We start from the raw sequence: 16121 nt of genomic DNA on the forward strand, positions 1-16121 counted from the left end.
CCGCACATCGCCCCGAGCGCCCGGCATCCGGAACACGGCCCCGAGCGGCCCGCCCGCGGACACGAACGCGGGGCGGCGCGCGGCCTCCTCGGACCCGCCTTGACAGGCCCCTGAGCCAAGACCATGATTCCATTAATTGACTAATGGAATCAGGGGGAAGTGCATGGCAGACGCATTCACTCCGGACGGCGCCTTGGGCGCCTGGGCGCTGGAGGCCCGCGGCCTGGGACGGCGCTACCGCCGCGGCTGGGCCCTGCGGGACTGCTCGTTCCGGCTGCCGGCCGGGCGCATCTGCGGTCTCGTCGGCCCCAACGGAGCCGGAAAGAGCACCCTGTTGGGACTCGCCACCCGGCAGGTGCAGCCGACCGAGGGCGAACTTCGCGTCTTCGGCGTACCGGTGGACGATCCCGCGGTGATGCCGAGGTTCGCGTTCCTCGGACAGGACAAGCCGCTGTTCAAGGGGTTCACCGTGGCGGAGACGCTGCGCATGGGCGCCGAACTCAACCCCAACTGGGACATGGTCGCGGCGGAGCGGATCGTACGGTCGGGCCAGGTACCGATGCAGGCCCGGATCGGCACGCTCTCGGGCGGCCAGCGCACCCGGGTCGCGTTCGCGCTCGCCTTCGGCAAGCGGCCCGATCTGCTGCTGCTCGACGAGCCGATGGCCGATCTGGACCCGCTGGCCCGCCACGACCTGAGCCGCCTGCTGATGTCGGAGGCCGTCGAGCGCGGCACCACCGTGATGATGTCCTCGCACCTGCTATCCGAGCTGGAGGACATGTGCGACTACCTGCTGGTCCTCGCCGAGGGCAGGGTCCGGATGGCGGGTGACGCGGACGCGCTGGTCCCGGCGCACGCGCTGGTGACAGGGCTGGTCGCCGGCGCGGACCCGGTCGCCGCGCTGGCCCCCCACACCGTCGTCGAAATGCGGGTCCAGGGACGGCAGTTCCAGGCACTGGTACGGCCGGACGGCCCGCTGCCCGCCGAGTGGGTCGTCACCGAACCCAGCCTGGAGGAAGTGCTGCTGGCACATCTGCGCTCGCCGGACGCGCCTGCCCTGTTCACGCCCGGCGCCCGTTTCGAGGACGAAGGGATCCACAGCCGATGAGCACCACCCTCACCGACGCCTCCCGGACGACCCACCAGGAGCCCGGCCGTCGCCTGCTGGGCGGGTTGAACTGGCTCGTCGTCCGCCAGCACCGGGCCGCGCTGCTCACCCTGGCCGCCGTGGCCGTCCTCGGCGCGGGGTGGCTGGTCTACCAGCGCGGCCGGATGGCCCAGATCCTCGAAGCGGCCGGCTGGCCGGACAAGCCTCTGCCGCAGCCGACGTTCTCCTCGGGCGGCGTCGGTCTCACCCTCACCGCCCTGGGCATGCTGCCCGTGCTCCTCGCCGTCTTCCTCGGGGCCCCGCTGATCGCGGCGGACCAGGAGCACGGCACCGCCCGTCTGGTCACCACCCAGTCGGTGTCCCGGCGCCGCTGGATCACGGCCAAGCTCGCCTGGTGCTACGGCGCCGTGCTCGTGGCCGCCTCGGTGCTCTCGGCGCTCTTCACCTGGTGGTGGAAGCCCTACCGTTCGGTGTTCCAGGCCCATTGGTCGGAGGGGGCGATCTTCGACAACACCGGCCCGGTGCTGCCCGCCCTGTGCCTCTTCCTCACCGCCGCCGGGATCACCATCGGCCTGCTGCTGCGCCGGGTGCTGCCGGCCATGGCGGTCACGTTCGTCTTCTCCATGTGCGTGGAGCTGGTCTGGGAACGGATGCACTCCTTGCTGGCGACCGCGCGCATGTTCTCCTACCCGCTCGACGACGACCGGCCCGCGCGCCTCGACGAGGCGTACGAGCTGGACCGCTGGATCGGCTCCGCCGACGGCCACCTGTACGGCTGGGGCCTGTGCGCCGAGGAGACCGAGGCCGCGTCGAACGCCTGTGTGAAGGAGCACGGCATCGTCGACAATGTCATCCAGTACCTCGGTTTCGACCAGATGCCGGCGATGCAGTGGACGGGTGCGGGCATCCTGCTCGCGGCCACTGCCGTGCTCACCGCGTTCACGGTGTGGCGGGTGTCCCGGAGGCCCCTCCGGTGACACGCCGTCACGGGTACGTACCGTTTCGGCAGCCAGAAGGGGGTGATGACGGTGGTCGTGTTCCGCATCGACCGACGCAGCGGAGTGGCCACGTACCTCCAGATCGTGCGGCAGGTCGAGCAGGCGCTGCGCATGGGCGCACTGGAGGCGGGTGACCGTCTGCCGACGGCCGCGCAGGTCGCCGCGGACACCAAGGTCAACCCGAACACGACCCTCAAGGCGTACCGCGAGCTGGAACGCGCGGGTCTCGCCGAGGTGAGGCAGGGGGCGGGCACCTTCATCACCCGCTCCCTCGCGCCGGCGCAGACGGTTCCCGAGTCGCCGCTCAGGGCGTCGCTGGCCGAATGGCTGAACGAGGCCCGCTCCCAGGGTCTCGGCGGCCAGGAGGTCACCGCCCTCTTCCAGTCGGTCCACGCGGCCGTGTATCCGACCGAGTCGGCCCGCGCGGCCGGCCGAGAGCCTGTCGAGTGACCTTCGACCGGAACGTGGACGCGGCATGCCGCGTGCGATTCCGGGGCGACGGGACGTCCTGGGACGGGGTCTCCCCCGCTCGCACGAGGCCGAGGGGGCGGGGAAGGCGCCACCAGGGTGTTTCGGCAGCGCCGGAAGCGCGCGTGCCAGGGCGCGACCGCCCGGTCGGAGGTCACCCGGCGGGCTCCGAGGGGCCACGGGAGGACCGGGGCGGCCCGGCCGGGGCCGTCCGGTCCGTGACGGTCGTCGCCGCACCGTCCACGTCGCGGTGTCCGGACGTGAACGGATCCGCCCCCGCCCGGACCGGTTGCCTTCAGACCAGTTCCCGCAGGAGCGTTTCCGGATCCTCCATCAGGAAGAGGTGGCCGCCCTCGGGGACGATCCTCAGTTCGGCGCCGGCGATCTGCGCGTGCGCCCAACGCGCCACCCCCACGGGGACGTTGCCGTCCGCGTCGCCGTGGATGAACACGGTCGGCACGGAGACCGAGGCCAGTGGGGCCGGCAGCGGGCGGGCGTAGCCGGTCAGGTCGGTCAGCGCCGCGTCCATGCCCTGACGGCGGCCCTCGGCCGTGTCCAGGTCGGACAGCACCCGGTACTCGGGGGTGCTCATGACCAGCCGGTCGGCCCGGGGCCAGGCCGCGAGGTTCGGCTCGCGGCTGCGCATCCGTTTGAAGACGCCCGTGCCCGCGAGCATCGAGCCGCCGACCGGTGGGGCCCAGCGGACGATGCGGTTGAGCCATGTCACGATCGGGATCCGGCCCGCGTACGCCTCCTTGGGCGCCCCGGGAACGGCGGCGGCCGCGAGGATCAGTTTCACCACCCGCCCGGGGTGGGTCTGGGCCGCGGACAGCGCGTATCCCCCGCCGCCGGAGATCGCCACGAGCGTCGCCCGTTCCTGGCCGAGGTGGTCGAGCAGGGACAGGAAGTCGTCGTTCCAGCGATGGAAACCGCGGCCGGGCACCGGATCGGTCCCTCCGTATCCGGGCCGGTCCGGGAAGATCAGCCGGACGCCCGCGTCCGTCGCGGCCCGCTGCAGCGCGACACCCTCGTAGCGGCTGCCCGGGGTACCGTGCAGCACGATCGCGGGCACGGCGGCGGGGTCCCCGTACGAGCAGTAGGCGATGCGGCGCCCGCCAGGAGCTTCGATACGGACCGTCTCGGGCGGTTCGGGCAGGTCGTGCGTCATCTCTGCTCCTCGTGCGGTACAGGGGCGGCGGCCACGGTGATCCCGGCGACGACGAGATCGAGGCCGAAGGCGAACCGGCGGTCGTAGTCGTGGTGTTCGACGAAGACCGACATGGCCCGGCGTTCGGGCGGCAGCGGGAGGCGTTCGGGATCGCCACGGCCGAGCCGGATCGCCACGTGTCCGGTGACGAAGTCGTGCAGGGTGCCGTACGCGTACACCGCGGCCCGCTCGTCGAGCCCGGCGGTGCGCAGGGCCGCGACGACCCGGAGTGCGGCGTCGTCGGCGCCGGGCCCCGCGAGGGGAGCGCGACGGTGCGCCTCCAGCACGACGGGGTGGCGCATGAGCAGGTCGTGGAGTTCGTTCGCGAACGTTCGCAGGACGTCCCGCCAGTCCTCGGGCCAGTCCACCGAGCGGGTGGCCTCGCCGACGATCCGGGAGACCAGCGCGTGCCGGAGCGCGTCGACGCCGCCCGTCGTGCGGTGGATCGCCATCGGGGACACCCCCAGCCGGTCGGCCACCGCGCGAAAGGTCACCGCGTCCAGTCCCCGGTCGTCGGCGATCCGGGTCGCGGCGTCCAGGATCGCGTCGAGCGAGACCGCCCTGGGGCGGCCGCCCCGCGCATTGCTTGCCTTGTCGGCCCTCATGCGTCCACCATATCGATACGCGTAACGAAACAGCAATGGAGCACCCATGACGCAGTTGCACGAACTCACGGCTCTCCAACTGGCCACCGCCTACGAGCGCGGCGACACCACGCCCGCCGAGGTCGTGGACCACCTGCTCGCCCGGATCGAGGGCGACGACCGGGTGGGCGCGTTCACCACCGTGTCGGCCGACCGGGCCCGCGCGGCGGCGGCCGAGGCCGGACGGGTGCTGCGCACGACGGACCGCGCCGGACTGCCGCGCCTGTTCGGCGTGCCCACGGCCGTCAAGGACCTGGAGGCCACCGCGGGCGTGCGCACCACGCTGGGGTCCGCCCTGTTCCGTGACTGGGTGCCGGACCACGACGACGAGATCGTGGCCGTCATGGCCGAGGCCGGGCTGATCAGTCTCGGGAAGACGACCGTTCCCGAGTTCGGGGCCGCCTGCTACACCGAACCGGAGGTCGCCGCCCCCGCGCGCAGCCCGTTCGACCTCGGCCGCAGCGCGGCCGGCAGCAGCGGCGGCGCCGCGGCGGCGGTCGGCGCGATGCTGGTGCCGATCGCCCAGGGCAGCGACACCGCGGGCTCCGTGCGCTCCCCCGCGAGCGCCTGCGGCGTGGTCGGGCTGAAGCCGAGCCGCGGACTCGTCCCCGGCGGCCCGGGCGGCGACGACGGAATGGGGCTCTCCGTGAAGGGGCCGCTCGCCCGCACCGTGCGCGACGCCGCGGCCTTCCTCGACGCGCTGACCACCCGTACCGGGGCCGGCCTCGTGCACCCTCCTCGCCTCCGGGGGGCGGACGGTTACGAACGCGCCTGCGACGCCCCCGTCCCGCGGCTGCGGGTGGCGATCGCCCAGGGTTCGGTCTCGGGCGCGCCCGTGGACGCCGAGGTCGCCGCCGCCGTCGACCGCACCGGCCGCGCACTGGCCGGGCTCGGCCACGACGTGTTCGCCCGCGACCAGGCCCCGGACCCCGAACTCACCGAGAACTTCCGGGTGATGTTCACCGCGCTGGTCGGGTCCAGGGCCGCGGCGTTCGACGCATCGGCGATGCGACCGATCGTGCGTCATCTCCGGTCCGCCGCACATCGGTCGAGCGCGGCCGAGCTGGCCGCCTCGATCGGTGTCGTGCAGGCCCGCGCGCGAGCCTGGATCCTCGACCACGCGGACGCGGACCTCGTGATCACACCGACCGTGACCGCTTTGCCGACCCGCGTCGGACAGCTTCGCGACGACGCCGATCCGGCCGCGGAACTGGCCGCGATGACCGCGTTCACGGGCAACACCGTGATCGGGAACGCCACCGGGTGTCCGGCCATCAGCCTTCCGCTGGGCTGGAGTTCCGAGGGGCTGCCGCTCGGGGTGTCGCTCACGGCGGGCTGGGGCCGCGAGGACCTCCTCTTCGCCGTCTCCGCGGCATTGGAGGAGGCTCTGCCCTGGGCCGACCGCTATCCCGGACGGAGCGGGGCTGCGCAGGCATCGGCGGCGGTGGCCGACGCCTCCTGACATCGGCGGCCGATCCGCGCGTGCGGATCGGCGCCGCCGCCCTGCGACGTCCTCACCCGGCGTGGTCACCGGGTGGGCGGTCCGGCGATGCCCGTGCCCCTCCCGTCCGTCGCCGCGTTGTCCTGTCCGCCGCGGCCCGTCCGCCGAACGGTCAGTCCTCGTGCCCCAGCAGGAGGTCGCGTTCGGTGCGCCCGCCGCCCGCGACCTGGAGGACCGTGGCCACCGGCGGATACCCGGCCGCGATCACCGTGTACTCGCCCGTGGACAGGTCCACGAACCTGAACGCCCCGTCCGGCCCGGTGGTGAGCGTGTCCACGACGTTGCCCGCCGCGTCCAGCAGGGTGACCCGGGCGTCCTCGACCGGCCTGCCACCACCGGCCCGTACGACACCGCGCAGCACCGCCCCTCCGGCGAGTTCGATGTCCTGCCGGGTCTCCCGCGCGGCCTGCACGCTCACCGGCAGCGCGGCGGGCCGGAACGCGGGGGCGCTGGCCGCGAGGGTGTACTCACCGGCCACCAGTTCCTTGATCACATAGCCGCCCTCGCGTCCGCTGCGCGTGGAGGCGACCACCTCGCCGCGCACGTCGGTGAGGGTGACGGCGGCGTCCCGCACCGGGAGCCCGTCGGCGGTGACGACGGTCCCCGCGAGCCGGCCCGCGCCGCCGAGCACCACGTCGAGTTCGACCGGTCGTTCGCCCACGGTGACGCTGACGGCCTGCGGCTGATGGCCCCCGGCCGCGGCGATCAGGACGTAGGCGCCCGCGCCGGGCACGCTCAGCGCGTAGCGGCCGTCGTCACCGCTCGCGCCCCGCCCGACCTGCTGCCCCTGGACGTCGATGAGGGTGAGCGCGGCACGCGGGACCTTCGTGCCGTCCGGGTGCTGGACGCTGCCGCACACCGGTACGCCCGAGAGGTACACGGTCGGGGGCGCCGCGGGGGCCGCTGTGCGGGCGGCGGGGACCGGCGCGGCCCCGGCGGTCGGCGGGGCGGCTGTTTCGGGGCCGTTGTGGGACACCAGCGGTTTCTCCTTGAGGAAGAGGGCGAGGACCAGGCCGAGCACGAGCACCGGCACGAGGTAGAGGAAGATCCGCGGCATCGCGTCGGCGTACGCGCGGATGTAGGCGTCGCGCAGCGCGGGTTCCATGGCGTGGACGAGCTGCGGGGTGATCGACTCGGGGTCGGGCAGATCGGCGTCGGCCGGCAGGCGGGCGGCCAGCGCCTCGGCGAGGCGCCCGGCGAAGAGCGTGCCGAAGACGGCGGCGCCGACGCTGCCGCCGATCTGCCGGAAGTAGTTGTTGGCGCTGGTGGCGGTGCCGAGGTCGGCGGGCGGTACGGAGTTCTGCACGGCGAGCACCAGCACCGGCATGCCCAGGCCGATCCCGATGCCGAGCACGGCCTGCGCGATGCCGTTCTCGAGCGGTGGGGTGTCGGTGTCGAGCCGGGAGAGCAGCCACATCCCCACGACCGAGAAGGCGCCGCCGACGACGGGGTGGGCGCGGTAGCGGCCGGTACGGGAGATGAGCTGGCCGGAGACGATGGACGCCACGACGATGCCGCCCATCATCGGGAGCATCAGCAGACCGGATTCGGTGGCCGAGGCGCCGTCGACCATCTGCAGGAAGGTCGGCAGGTAGCTGGCGGCGCCGAACAGCGCGACGCCGACGACCGCGCCCACGAGCGCGGTGACGTTGAAGATCGGGTCGCGGAACAGCCGCAGCGGGATGACCGGTTCGGCCGCCCGTCGCTCGGCGACGAGGAACAGCAGGGTCGTCGCGACGGCCCCGGCGCCGAGCCCGAGGATGACGCCCGACCCCCAGGGGTATTCCGTTCCGCCCCAACTGGTGAGCAGCACCAGACAGGTCGACGCGGCGGCGAGCAGCAGCGCGCCGAGGACGTCGAGGCGGGGGCGGACCGCGGGCCGGGGCAGTTTCAGCACGACGGTGATGACGGCCAGGGTGATCAGGCCGAACGGGACGTTGATGTAGAAGCACCAGCGCCAGGAGGCGTGGTCGGTGAAGAAGCCGCCGAGCAGCGGGCCGGCGACGGAGGCGAGGCCGAAGGCGGCGCCGATGAGCCCCATGAACCTGCCGCGTTCCCGGGGCGGGACGACGTCCGCGATGATGGCCTGGACGCCGATCATGAGTCCGCCGCCACCGATGCCCTGGAGGGCCCGGAAGGCGATGAGTTCGTCCATGGTGCGGGACCAGCCGGCCAGTGCGGAGCCGATGACGAAGACGACGATCGCGAACTGGAAGACGCCCTTGCGTCCGAAGAGGTCGCCGAGCTTCCCGTAGAGCGGCAGGCCGATGGTGGAGGCGAGGAGGTACGCGGTGACGGCCCAGGACATCTTCTCCAGGCCGTGCAGTTCCCCGACGATCTTCGGCAGCGCGGTGGCGACGATCATCTGGTCGAGCGCCGCCAGCAGCAGCGTCAGCATCAGCCCGAGGAAGACGAGCCGGATGCGGCGGGGGCTGGTCTCCGGTAAGACGGGCGGGGCGGCGGACTCCTCCGCCGCCTGCGGCGTTCCCCCGTCCTGGGACGGTGACGGGTGCGGGGGTGGCGCGGCCGACGATCCGGCGGTTCCCGAACCGCCGGGAATACCGCCCCGGTCGTCCCCCAGCAGAGTGATCCCACCCACCACGTCGCCGCTCCCCTCGTCGCGTCTGCGCCGCCCTTTCTCGCATCGCGCGACGAGGGAGGGCAAACGCCGACGAGGGGGCGCCGACGGCGCACCGGGGGCTTAATCCCCGGTAGGAGGTGCTGCGGCGCACCACCGGCGGGACCGGAGAACCACCCGAACCGGTGAGGTGGACCGACCGTGTCGAGGGGCTACTTCTCGACTTCGGTGGCGAGATTGCGCAGCAGTTCGTCGTAGATGCGCGCGAGCCCCTTGGGGGCGAAGGTCCGCTCGAAGAATCCACCGATGCCCCCGGCACCGTTCCAGACGGTCGACACGACGGCCTTCGAACGGCCCTCGCCGGCCGGGGTGACGGTCCAGGTGGTGACCATCGAGGAGTTGCGGTCCTTCTCCACGAGCCGGCCGTCGGTGGGCTCGGTGACCTCCATCAGGCAGTCGCGAACCCGCTTGCTGGTGGCCTGGAGCTTCCAGTGCACGAGGGTGCCCTCGCCGTCGCCGCCCTCGCGCACCTCGTACTCGCTGAACTGTCCGGGCAGCACCTTGCCGCGGGTCCGCTCGTAGTCGGCCAGCGCGTCGAACACCGTGTCCGCGTCCGCCGCGATGACTCGTTCCGTGGTGGCCTCGACCTGCGCCATGGCTGTTCCTCCAGCACTCGGATTTCGGGGGTGTGCCGAGCCAATCACCTTCGGCGCGCCGCTCAAAATCGGGGCCGCCCCCGGCCGGGACCCCGCCGGAACCCGGCCGGGACGCCCTCGGCGCCCGGTCGCGTCCGGCGCGGGCGCACTCCCGGACGAAGCGGAGAAAACGATCATGGGAACAAATGTTCTATTCTCTCGACGAGTGCTACCGAGGAGGCGTCCATGCGCTGGAACCATCTGGTCGAGAATCCCGCCGCGGCCGGGAACAGCGCGCTCTTCGCCGCGGACGCGGTGACCACGCGCACCTTCGACACCCCGGAGTTCCGGGGGATCACCTTCCACGAGATCCGGGCCCGCTCGATCGTGAACCGGGTGCCCGGCGCCTCGCGCATGCCGTTCGAATGGACGGTGAACCCGTACCGCGGCTGCACCCACGCCTGCGTGTACTGCTTCGCCCGCAAGACCCACAGCTACCTGGACCTGGACACGGGCATCGGCTTCGACTCCCAGATCGTCGTCAAGGTCAACGCCCCGGAACTGCTGCGCGGGCACCTCGCGTCCGGACGCTGGCACGGCGCGCACATCGCGATGGGGACCAACGTCGACTGCTACCAGCGGGCGGAGGGCCGCTACCGGCTGATGCCCGGCATCATCTCGGCCCTGCGCGACCACGCGAACCCGTTCTCGATCCTGACCAAGGGAACGCTGATCCTGCGCGACCTCGAACTGCTGCGGCAGGCGGCCGAGGTCACCGATGTCGGCATCTCCGTGTCGGTCGGCTTCGTCGACGAGGGGCTGTGGCGCACCGTGGAACCCGGCACCCCGTCCCCCGCGCGCCGCCTGGACGTCGTCCGCGCCCTGAGCGGGATCGGCATCGACTGCGGGGTGCTGATGGCGCCCGTCGTCCCGTTCCTCGGCGACCATCCGGACCAGCTGCGCGCCACGGTCCGGGCGATCGCCGCCGCCGGGGCGACGTCCGTGACCCCGCTCGTGCTCCATCTGCGCCCCGGCGCCCGGGAGTGGTACATGCGGTGGCTCGGACAGCACCACCCGCATCTGGTGCGCCGGTACGAGCGGCTGTACGCGGAGGGGCCGTACGCGCCCAAGTGGTACCAGCGGCGCATCACGCGCCACGTCCACGAGCTGGCGGCCGAGTTCGGCATCGGGCCGTCGCACCGCGGGACGGCCCGCCGGCTGCCCGTGCGCCCCAAGGACACCACGTGGTCCGGCACCTCCGGACCGACCCAGCTGACCCTGCTCTGACGAACCCGCCCCGAGCCGACGACCCTCGGAACGCCCTTACCAGAAACACCCGTCACAGGGCAAACGGGTCAACTCTCGCCACAACGTGTCCTTCCGGGCATGAATGCGGGGAGCATGCGGCGGAGACCATGCCACGCACAGCCGCGTTCCCCGTGTTCCCCACCCCGGGAGGCCATATGACGAAACGTCCAGGAATTCTCGTCGCCGTGGGCGCGACGGTCGCCGGTCTGGTGACCGCGACCCCGTCCCCGGCGGCCGCCGACGCGGAGCCCCGGCCCGCCACCGCCCCGCTCCGCTGGACCGACTGCGGCACCGAGGAGCACCCTCGGCTCCAGTGCGCCACGGTCCGCACCCCGCTGGACCATGACGACCCGTCGGGCCGGCACATCACCCTCGCCCTGTCCCGGATCCCGCACACCGCGAAGACCTTCCAGGGCCCCCTGCTCGTCAATCCGGGCGGTCCCGGGGGCAGCGGGCTGCCGATGGCCGGATTCGTCGCTTCCTCGCTGCCGAAGGCTGTGGCCGCGCAGTACGACGTGATCGGCTTCGATCCGCGCGGGGTCGGAAGGAGCAGACCCGCCCTGAACTGCGTCCCCGGGTTCTTCGATCCGTTGCGCCCCGACTCGGTGCCGCACGCGCCCGGGGTCGAGGAGGCCAACCGGAACCGCACCGTCTCCTTCGCGAAGGCGTGCGGCGAGAAGTACCCGGACCTGCTGCCTCACATGGACACGGTCAGCGCCGCCAAGGACCTCGACGTGATCCGCCGGGCGACCGGCGCCCGTCGGCTCAACTACTTCGGCTACTCGTACGGGACGTACCTCGGCGCGGTGTACGCCAAGCTGTTCCCGGAGCGGGTGCGGCGCATGGTGCTCGACTCGAACGTCGACCCGGAGGGCGTGTGGTACGAGGACAACATCGGCCAGAACTACGCCTTCGACGCCCGCCACAAGGCGTTCGCCGCCTGGGTGGCGAAGCACGACAGCGCGTACGGGCTGGGCGGCGACCCGGCGCGGGTGGAACGCGCCTGGTACGCGATGCGCCGGGCGGTCGCGAAGCACCCCGCGGGCGGGAGGGTCGGGGCGAGCGAACTGGAGGACACGTTCCTGCCGGGCGGTTACTACAACGGCTACTGGCCGCACCTGGCCGAGGCGTTCGCCGCCTATGTGAAGGACCACGACGAGAACGCGCTCGTGAAGGCGTACGAGAAGTTCGGGGCGCTCGACGCGGAGGGCGACAACGGGTACTCCGTCTACACGGCCGTGCAATGTCGTGACACCCCGTGGCCCCGCGAGTGGAACACCTGGCGCGACGACGGCTGGCGCGTGCAGGCGAAGGCCCCCTTCTTCACCTGGAACAACACCTGGTACAACGCACCGTGCGCGGACTGGCCGGTGGAGCCGCTGCGTCCGGTGCAGGTGTCCAACACGAGCCTTCCGCCGGTGCTGCTCTTCCAGGCCACGGACGACGCGGCGACGCCGTACCAGGGCGGTGTGACCATGCACCGCGGGCTGCGCGGTTCCCGCCTGGTCGTCGAGCAGGGCGGCGGCAACCACGGCATCACACTGAGCGACAACGACTGCCTGGACACCTATCTGGCGGACTACCTGGCCAAGGGCACCGTCCCGCGCGGCCGGACCGGCGGGTCCGAGGCGGACGCGGTCTGCGCCAAGTCCCCCGACCCGACGCCCGCGGCCGACAGGGCGGCGCGGGCGCCGGTCGCCGAGACCAGAGGCGGTGTCCTGCACCGGCTGCTCGGTTTCCGGGGCTGATCGGCGGGCCGGGCGACCGGCCGTGTACCGGCCCGTGCGAGGGGCCCGACGCACCCCGTCGGGCCCCTCCGCACGACCGCGCACCGTACACCCGCGCCTCATGCCTCGCACGGCCCGCACACACCCGCGCGCCGAGCGCGAACGCGCCCGACGCATCCCGTACGACCGACGCCCCACGCCCCGTACGACCGACGCCCCGCACACCCGCGCGCTCAGCCCGCCCGCAGCCGGTCCAGCGCCTCACGCGCGGCGCCGGCCAGTCTCGGATGCGGCAGGGCCGCCTCCAGAAGCGGGCGGGCCCGTTCGTCCGCCAGCCGCCCGAGCCCCTCCACGCAGGCGAGCGCCACCCGCCAGTGCGGATCGCCGGGGTCCAGAAGGCGCTCCAGCGTGGTCATCAGCGCGGGTACGGACTCCGGCGCCCGGAGCACGGTGAGCAGCCGGACCGGGTGAAGGGCGTACGCGGTGCGCAGGGCATTGGTCGCGAGGGCGGCGGCCGCCCGGGGCGTGCGAGGGTCGCCGAGACGCGCCAGGGCGTGGGCGGCACAGACGCAGCGCTCCGGGTCGCGGTGGTTGAGCAGCAGGACCAGCGCCTCGAACGCCCGCCGGTCCCCCGCGCAGCCGAGCCGGAACGCGGCGATCTCCCGCGCCCAGAGCGGGCGTTCGCGCTCCACGAGGACACGGGCCAGCTCCTCGTCGTCATCGGTGGCGATCAGCCGGCGGAACGCCTCCGACTCCCCCGCCGCGTCCGCCTCGTCCGCCAGCCGGTCCGTCAGCGACCGGTACTCCTCGTCCATGACGCTCAGCGTATCGCCGGGCACTGTGCGTATCGAGAGGGTTGTCGCATGTGACGTGACGCACGACGTCCCGGGGCTGGCGCGCTCGTTACCAGCGAGTTAATCTCATATGAGCGGGACACGATCCCCGCCGGCTCCGGTGGCCTGGTGACGCAGCCATCCGGAGTGCTCGTCGGTTCGGCAGCTTCGTGAGACGCGACTCCGGGACAGAGTCCGTCGCCCCTTCCGGTCCGGGCGCACCGTCGCCCCCGGACCGCGCAGCACGCCACACAACGTCCGTGCGCCTCGCGCCGGTTCCTCATCCGCGCATGCTTCGCGCCGGTCCGTTCCCGTGCGCTCCGCGCGTTCTCACAGTCGTCACTCACCCTCTGGAGTCCCGTGATGGACACCCCGTTCAGCACCATCGCCGTCGTCGGCCTCGGCACCATGGGCACCGGCATCGCCGAGGTCCTCGCCCGCGCCGGTCATGAGGTCGTCGGCATCGACATCGACGGGGCGGCGTCCCGTCGGGCCGTCGCCTCGCTGGAGGCCGCGACCGAGCGCGCCGTGCGGCGCGGCCGGATCACGGAGCGCGAACGCGGCCGGGTGCTCGCCCGGTTCCGCACCCATGACGACCTGCGTGCCGCGGCGGACGCGGAGCTGGTCGTCGAGGTCGTCCCGGAGTCGTACGAGATCAAGCAGCAGGTGTTCCGGGAACTGGACGCGATCGTCTCCCCGAACGCGATCCTGGCCACCGGGACCAACGCCCTGTCGGTGACGCGGCTGGCCGCCGAGTCGCTGCGCCCCGAGCGCGTGCTCGGGCTGCACTTCTTCAACCCGGCCCCGGCGATGAGGCTGGTCGAGGTGGTCTCCTCGGTGCTGACCGCGCCCCCGGCGGTCGAGGCGGTCACCGCGCTCGCCCGCAGCCTGGGCAAGGAGCCGGTCGCGGTCGGCGACCGGCCGGGCTTCGTCGCCGACGGGCTGCTGTTCGGCTACCTCAACCAGGCCGCGGCGATGTACGAGGCGAACTACGCGTCCCGCGAGGACATCGACGCCGCGATGAGGCTGGGCTGCGGACTTCCGATGGGCCCGCTCGCCCTGCTCGACCTGATCGGGATCGACACCGCGCGCACGGTCCTGGAGGCCATGTACGCCTCGTCGCACGACCGGCTGCATGCCCCGGCGCCGGTCCTCCGCCAGCTCAGCGAGGCGGGGCTGACCGGCCGCAAGGCGGGGCGCGGCTTCTACACGTACGCGGAGCCCGGCAGCCGGACGGTGGTGCCGGACGCGCTGACCCCGGGCGAGGGCACGTCGCCGGTCGCCGGCCGGCCGGTGCGGTCGGTGGGTGTCGCGGGCTCGGGCACGATGGCGTCGGGGATCGCCGAGGTCTTCGCGAAGGCCGGTCGCGATGTCGTGCTCGTCGCCCGCGGCCGGGAGAAGGCTGACGCGGCGAAGGCCCGGATCGCCAAGTCCCTGGAGCGTTCCGTGGCCAAGGGGCGGCTGACCGCCGAGGCGCGGGACGGGGCACTGGCCCGGATCACCCCGGCGGGCTCGCCCGACGCCCTCGCCGAGGTCGATCTCGCGGTCGAGGCGGTCGCGGAGGACCTGGCGGTCAAGCAGCAGTTGTTCGCGACGCTGGACAAGGTCTGCAAGCCGGGCGCGGTCCTCGCCACCACCACCTCCTCGCTGCCGGTCGTGGCGATCGCACGGGCCACCTCGCGTCCGCAGGACGTCGTCGGCATGCACTTCTTCAACCCGGCTCCGGCGATGAAGCTGGTCGAGGTCGTCCGCACGGTGCTCACCGCGGACGACGTCCGCGCCACCGTCCACGAGGTGTGCGGCACGATCCGCAAGCACCCGGTGGACTGCGGGGACCGGGCCGGGTTCATCGTCAACGCGCTGCTGTTCCCGTACCTCAACAACGCGATCAAGATGGTCGAGGAGCACTACGCGAGCCTCGACGACATCGACGCCGCGATGAAGCTGGGCGGCGGCTACCCGATGGGGCCGTTCGAACTCCTGGACGTCGTCGGGCTCGACGTGTCGCTCGCCATCGAGAAGGTGCTGCACGACGAGTTCCGCGACCCGGGGCTGGCCCCGGCACCGCTGCTCGAACACCTGGTGGCCGCAGGCTGCCTCGGCCGCAAGACGGGGCGCGGCTTCCGCGAACATGCCCGACGCTGAGCGGCCCCCGGTGCCGGTGGCCGGATGGGGCGGGCTGCTCGATCCTCCGAGCGGCCCGCCCCCGCGCGATCCGCCGGGCGCTGCGCCCCCACGGGCGCCCTCACCCGCGTCGATGCAGTACGTTCACACCATGTCCCAGCCCGCCAGGTCCCCCCGTGTCTCCGCCGCGTCCGACCCGCAGGAAAGCGCCACCGGCAGTCGCGCCGCCGCCCAACGGCTCAAAATGCGCCGCGAACTCGCCGCCGCGGCGATGGAACTCTTCGCGACGAAGGGGTACGAGGCCACGACGGTCGACGAGATCGCGGGCGCCGCCGGAGTCGCCCGGCGCACCTTCTTCCGGCACTTCCGCTCCAAGGAAGAGGCGATCTTCCCGGACCACGACGACACCCTCGTCAGGGCCGAGGCCGTCCTCAACGCCGCCCCCGCGCACGAGCACCCGCTCGACACCGTCTGCCGCGGGATCAAGGAGGTCATGAAGATGTACGCGGCCAAGCCCGCGGTCTCCGTGGCCCGTTACAAGCTGACCCGTGAGGTCCCCACCCTGCGCGAGGCCGAGATCGCCTCGGTGGCCCGCTACGAGCGGCTGTTCACGCGCTACCTGCTGGGGCATTTCGACGAGCGCGACCACGAGGCCGGCAACGACGACCCGCTGCTCGCCGAGGTCGCGGCGTCCGCGGTCGTCACCGCGCACAACCATGTGCTGCGGCGCTGGCTGCGGGCGGGCGGCGAGGGCGACGTGGAGGCCCAGCTCGACCATGCCTTCGCGATCGTGCGCAGGACGTTCGGCACGGGCATCGGGGCGGGCCGGATCACCGGCGGCGAACCGGTGGCGCGGCCCGCCGCCTCGGTGGCCTCCGAGGGCGAGGTGCTGGTGGCGGTGGCGCGGACGGACGCGCCGCTCGACGAGGTGATGCGCACGATCCGGCAGGTGCTCCAGGACCGCTGAGCGGGCCGTCGGGGCGGGGGCCC

Annotated in this window: 13 protein-coding genes; 8 read left to right on the forward strand and 5 right to left on the reverse strand. The window is 72.9% G+C overall.

The genetic code is table 11. From position 1 onward, the window contains the following. Window positions 1-163 precede the first annotated feature (163 nt). The 3 genes from AMK22_RS34855 to AMK22_RS34865 are packed head-to-tail and all read left to right on the forward strand — an operon-like array spanning window position 164 to window position 2556. Complete coding sequence (locus AMK22_RS34855; protein WP_073791528.1) at window positions 164-1108, forward strand: ABC transporter ATP-binding protein; 945 nt, start codon at window positions 164-166, stop codon at window positions 1106-1108. Continuing rightward, the gene (locus AMK22_RS34860) at window positions 1105-2085 is read left to right on the forward strand and encodes an ABC transporter permease (RefSeq protein ID WP_073791529.1); all 981 of its coding nucleotides are present in this window, start codon (window positions 1105-1107) and stop codon (window positions 2083-2085) included. The genes AMK22_RS34855 and AMK22_RS34860 overlap by 4 nt, the downstream gene beginning before the upstream one ends. 45 nt (window positions 2086-2130) lie before the next feature. Then, window positions 2131-2556: a GntR family transcriptional regulator gene (locus AMK22_RS34865; protein WP_073791531.1), complete on the forward strand. Its 426-nt coding sequence runs from the start codon at window positions 2131-2133 to the stop codon at window positions 2554-2556. A gap of 313 nt (window positions 2557-2869) precedes the next feature. On the opposite strand, the gene AMK22_RS34870 is transcribed toward AMK22_RS34865, so the two are convergent. Next, window positions 2870-3742 (reverse strand): alpha/beta fold hydrolase, encoded by an 873-nt coding sequence (locus AMK22_RS34870; RefSeq protein ID WP_073791532.1) that lies wholly within the window; start codon window positions 3740-3742, stop codon window positions 2870-2872. After that, a complete protein-coding gene (locus AMK22_RS34875; RefSeq protein ID WP_073791534.1) occupies window positions 3739-4386 on the reverse strand; it encodes a TetR/AcrR family transcriptional regulator in 648 nt (215 codons plus the stop codon). The genes AMK22_RS34870 and AMK22_RS34875 overlap by 4 nt, the downstream gene beginning before the upstream one ends. 46 nt (window positions 4387-4432) lie before the next feature. Here AMK22_RS34875 and AMK22_RS34880 point away from each other — a divergent pair, with 46 nt between their 5' ends. After that, window positions 4433-5887 carry an amidase gene (locus tag AMK22_RS34880; protein WP_073791535.1) on the forward strand — a complete coding sequence of 485 codons (1455 nt, stop codon included), beginning with the start codon at window positions 4433-4435 and terminating at the stop codon, window positions 5885-5887. Between the two features lie 151 nt (window positions 5888-6038). Here AMK22_RS34880 and AMK22_RS34885 read toward each other — a convergent pair whose 3' ends face one another. Next, window positions 6039-8528: an MFS transporter gene (locus tag AMK22_RS34885; protein WP_073791537.1), complete on the reverse strand. Its 2490-nt coding sequence runs from the start codon at window positions 8526-8528 to the stop codon at window positions 6039-6041. A 188-nt stretch (window positions 8529-8716) separates the two neighbouring features. Continuing rightward, complete coding sequence (locus tag AMK22_RS34890; RefSeq protein ID WP_073791538.1) at window positions 8717-9160, reverse strand: SRPBCC family protein; 444 nt, start codon at window positions 9158-9160, stop codon at window positions 8717-8719. A gap of 225 nt (window positions 9161-9385) precedes the next feature. On the opposite strand from AMK22_RS34890, the gene AMK22_RS34895 reads away from it, so the two are divergent. Then, entirely contained in the window at window positions 9386-10426 is a 1041-nt protein-coding gene (locus tag AMK22_RS34895; RefSeq protein ID WP_073791540.1) for an Rv2578c family radical SAM protein, read from the forward strand. Window positions 10427-10602: 176 nt separating this feature from the next. Continuing rightward, the gene (locus AMK22_RS34900; RefSeq protein ID WP_073791541.1) at window positions 10603-12195 is read left to right on the forward strand and encodes an alpha/beta hydrolase; all 1593 of its coding nucleotides are present in this window, start codon (window positions 10603-10605) and stop codon (window positions 12193-12195) included. A gap of 212 nt (window positions 12196-12407) precedes the next feature. Here AMK22_RS34900 and AMK22_RS34905 read toward each other — a convergent pair whose 3' ends face one another. Further along, window positions 12408-12989 (reverse strand): adenylosuccinate lyase, encoded by a 582-nt coding sequence (locus AMK22_RS34905; protein ID WP_073791543.1) that lies wholly within the window; start codon window positions 12987-12989, stop codon window positions 12408-12410. Window positions 12990-13370: 381 nt separating this feature from the next. On the opposite strand from AMK22_RS34905, the gene AMK22_RS34910 reads away from it, so the two are divergent. Together AMK22_RS34910 and AMK22_RS34915 are read left to right on the forward strand one after the other, a co-directional pair. Then, entirely contained in the window at window positions 13371-15152 is a 1782-nt protein-coding gene (locus AMK22_RS34910; RefSeq protein ID WP_073791544.1) for a 3-hydroxyacyl-CoA dehydrogenase family protein, read from the forward strand. A gap of 130 nt (window positions 15153-15282) precedes the next feature. Then, complete coding sequence (locus AMK22_RS34915; RefSeq protein ID WP_073791546.1) at window positions 15283-16098, forward strand: TetR family transcriptional regulator; 816 nt, start codon at window positions 15283-15285, stop codon at window positions 16096-16098. Window positions 16099-16121: the final 23 nt, after the last annotated feature.

Source organism: Streptomyces sp. CB01580, from assembly GCF_001905795.1.
GTDB lineage: Bacteria > Actinomycetota > Actinomycetes > Streptomycetales > Streptomycetaceae > Streptomyces.

Coding starts and splice junctions, on each gene's coding strand:
- AMK22_RS34895 (WP_073791540.1), top strand. CDS start 9,386: ATGCGCTGGAACCATCTGGTCGAGAATCCCGCCGCGGCCGGGAACAGC.
- AMK22_RS34860 (WP_073791529.1), top strand. CDS start 1,105: ATGAGCACCACCCTCACCGACGCCTCCCGGACGACCCACCAGGAGCCC.
- AMK22_RS34915 (WP_073791546.1), top strand. CDS start 15,283: ATGTCCCAGCCCGCCAGGTCCCCCCGTGTCTCCGCCGCGTCCGACCCG.
- AMK22_RS34855 (WP_073791528.1), top strand. CDS start 164: ATGGCAGACGCATTCACTCCGGACGGCGCCTTGGGCGCCTGGGCGCTG.
- AMK22_RS34890 (WP_073791538.1), bottom strand. CDS start 9,160: ATGGCGCAGGTCGAGGCCACCACGGAACGAGTCATCGCGGCGGACGCG.
- AMK22_RS34875 (WP_073791534.1), bottom strand. CDS start 4,386: ATGAGGGCCGACAAGGCAAGCAATGCGCGGGGCGGCCGCCCCAGGGCG.
- AMK22_RS34905 (WP_073791543.1), bottom strand. CDS start 12,989: ATGGACGAGGAGTACCGGTCGCTGACGGACCGGCTGGCGGACGAGGCG.
- AMK22_RS34870 (WP_073791532.1), bottom strand. CDS start 3,742: ATGACGCACGACCTGCCCGAACCGCCCGAGACGGTCCGTATCGAAGCT.
- AMK22_RS34910 (WP_073791544.1), top strand. CDS start 13,371: ATGGACACCCCGTTCAGCACCATCGCCGTCGTCGGCCTCGGCACCATG.
- AMK22_RS34865 (WP_073791531.1), top strand. CDS start 2,131: ATGACGGTGGTCGTGTTCCGCATCGACCGACGCAGCGGAGTGGCCACG.
- AMK22_RS34880 (WP_073791535.1), top strand. CDS start 4,433: ATGACGCAGTTGCACGAACTCACGGCTCTCCAACTGGCCACCGCCTAC.
- AMK22_RS34900 (WP_073791541.1), top strand. CDS start 10,603: ATGACGAAACGTCCAGGAATTCTCGTCGCCGTGGGCGCGACGGTCGCC.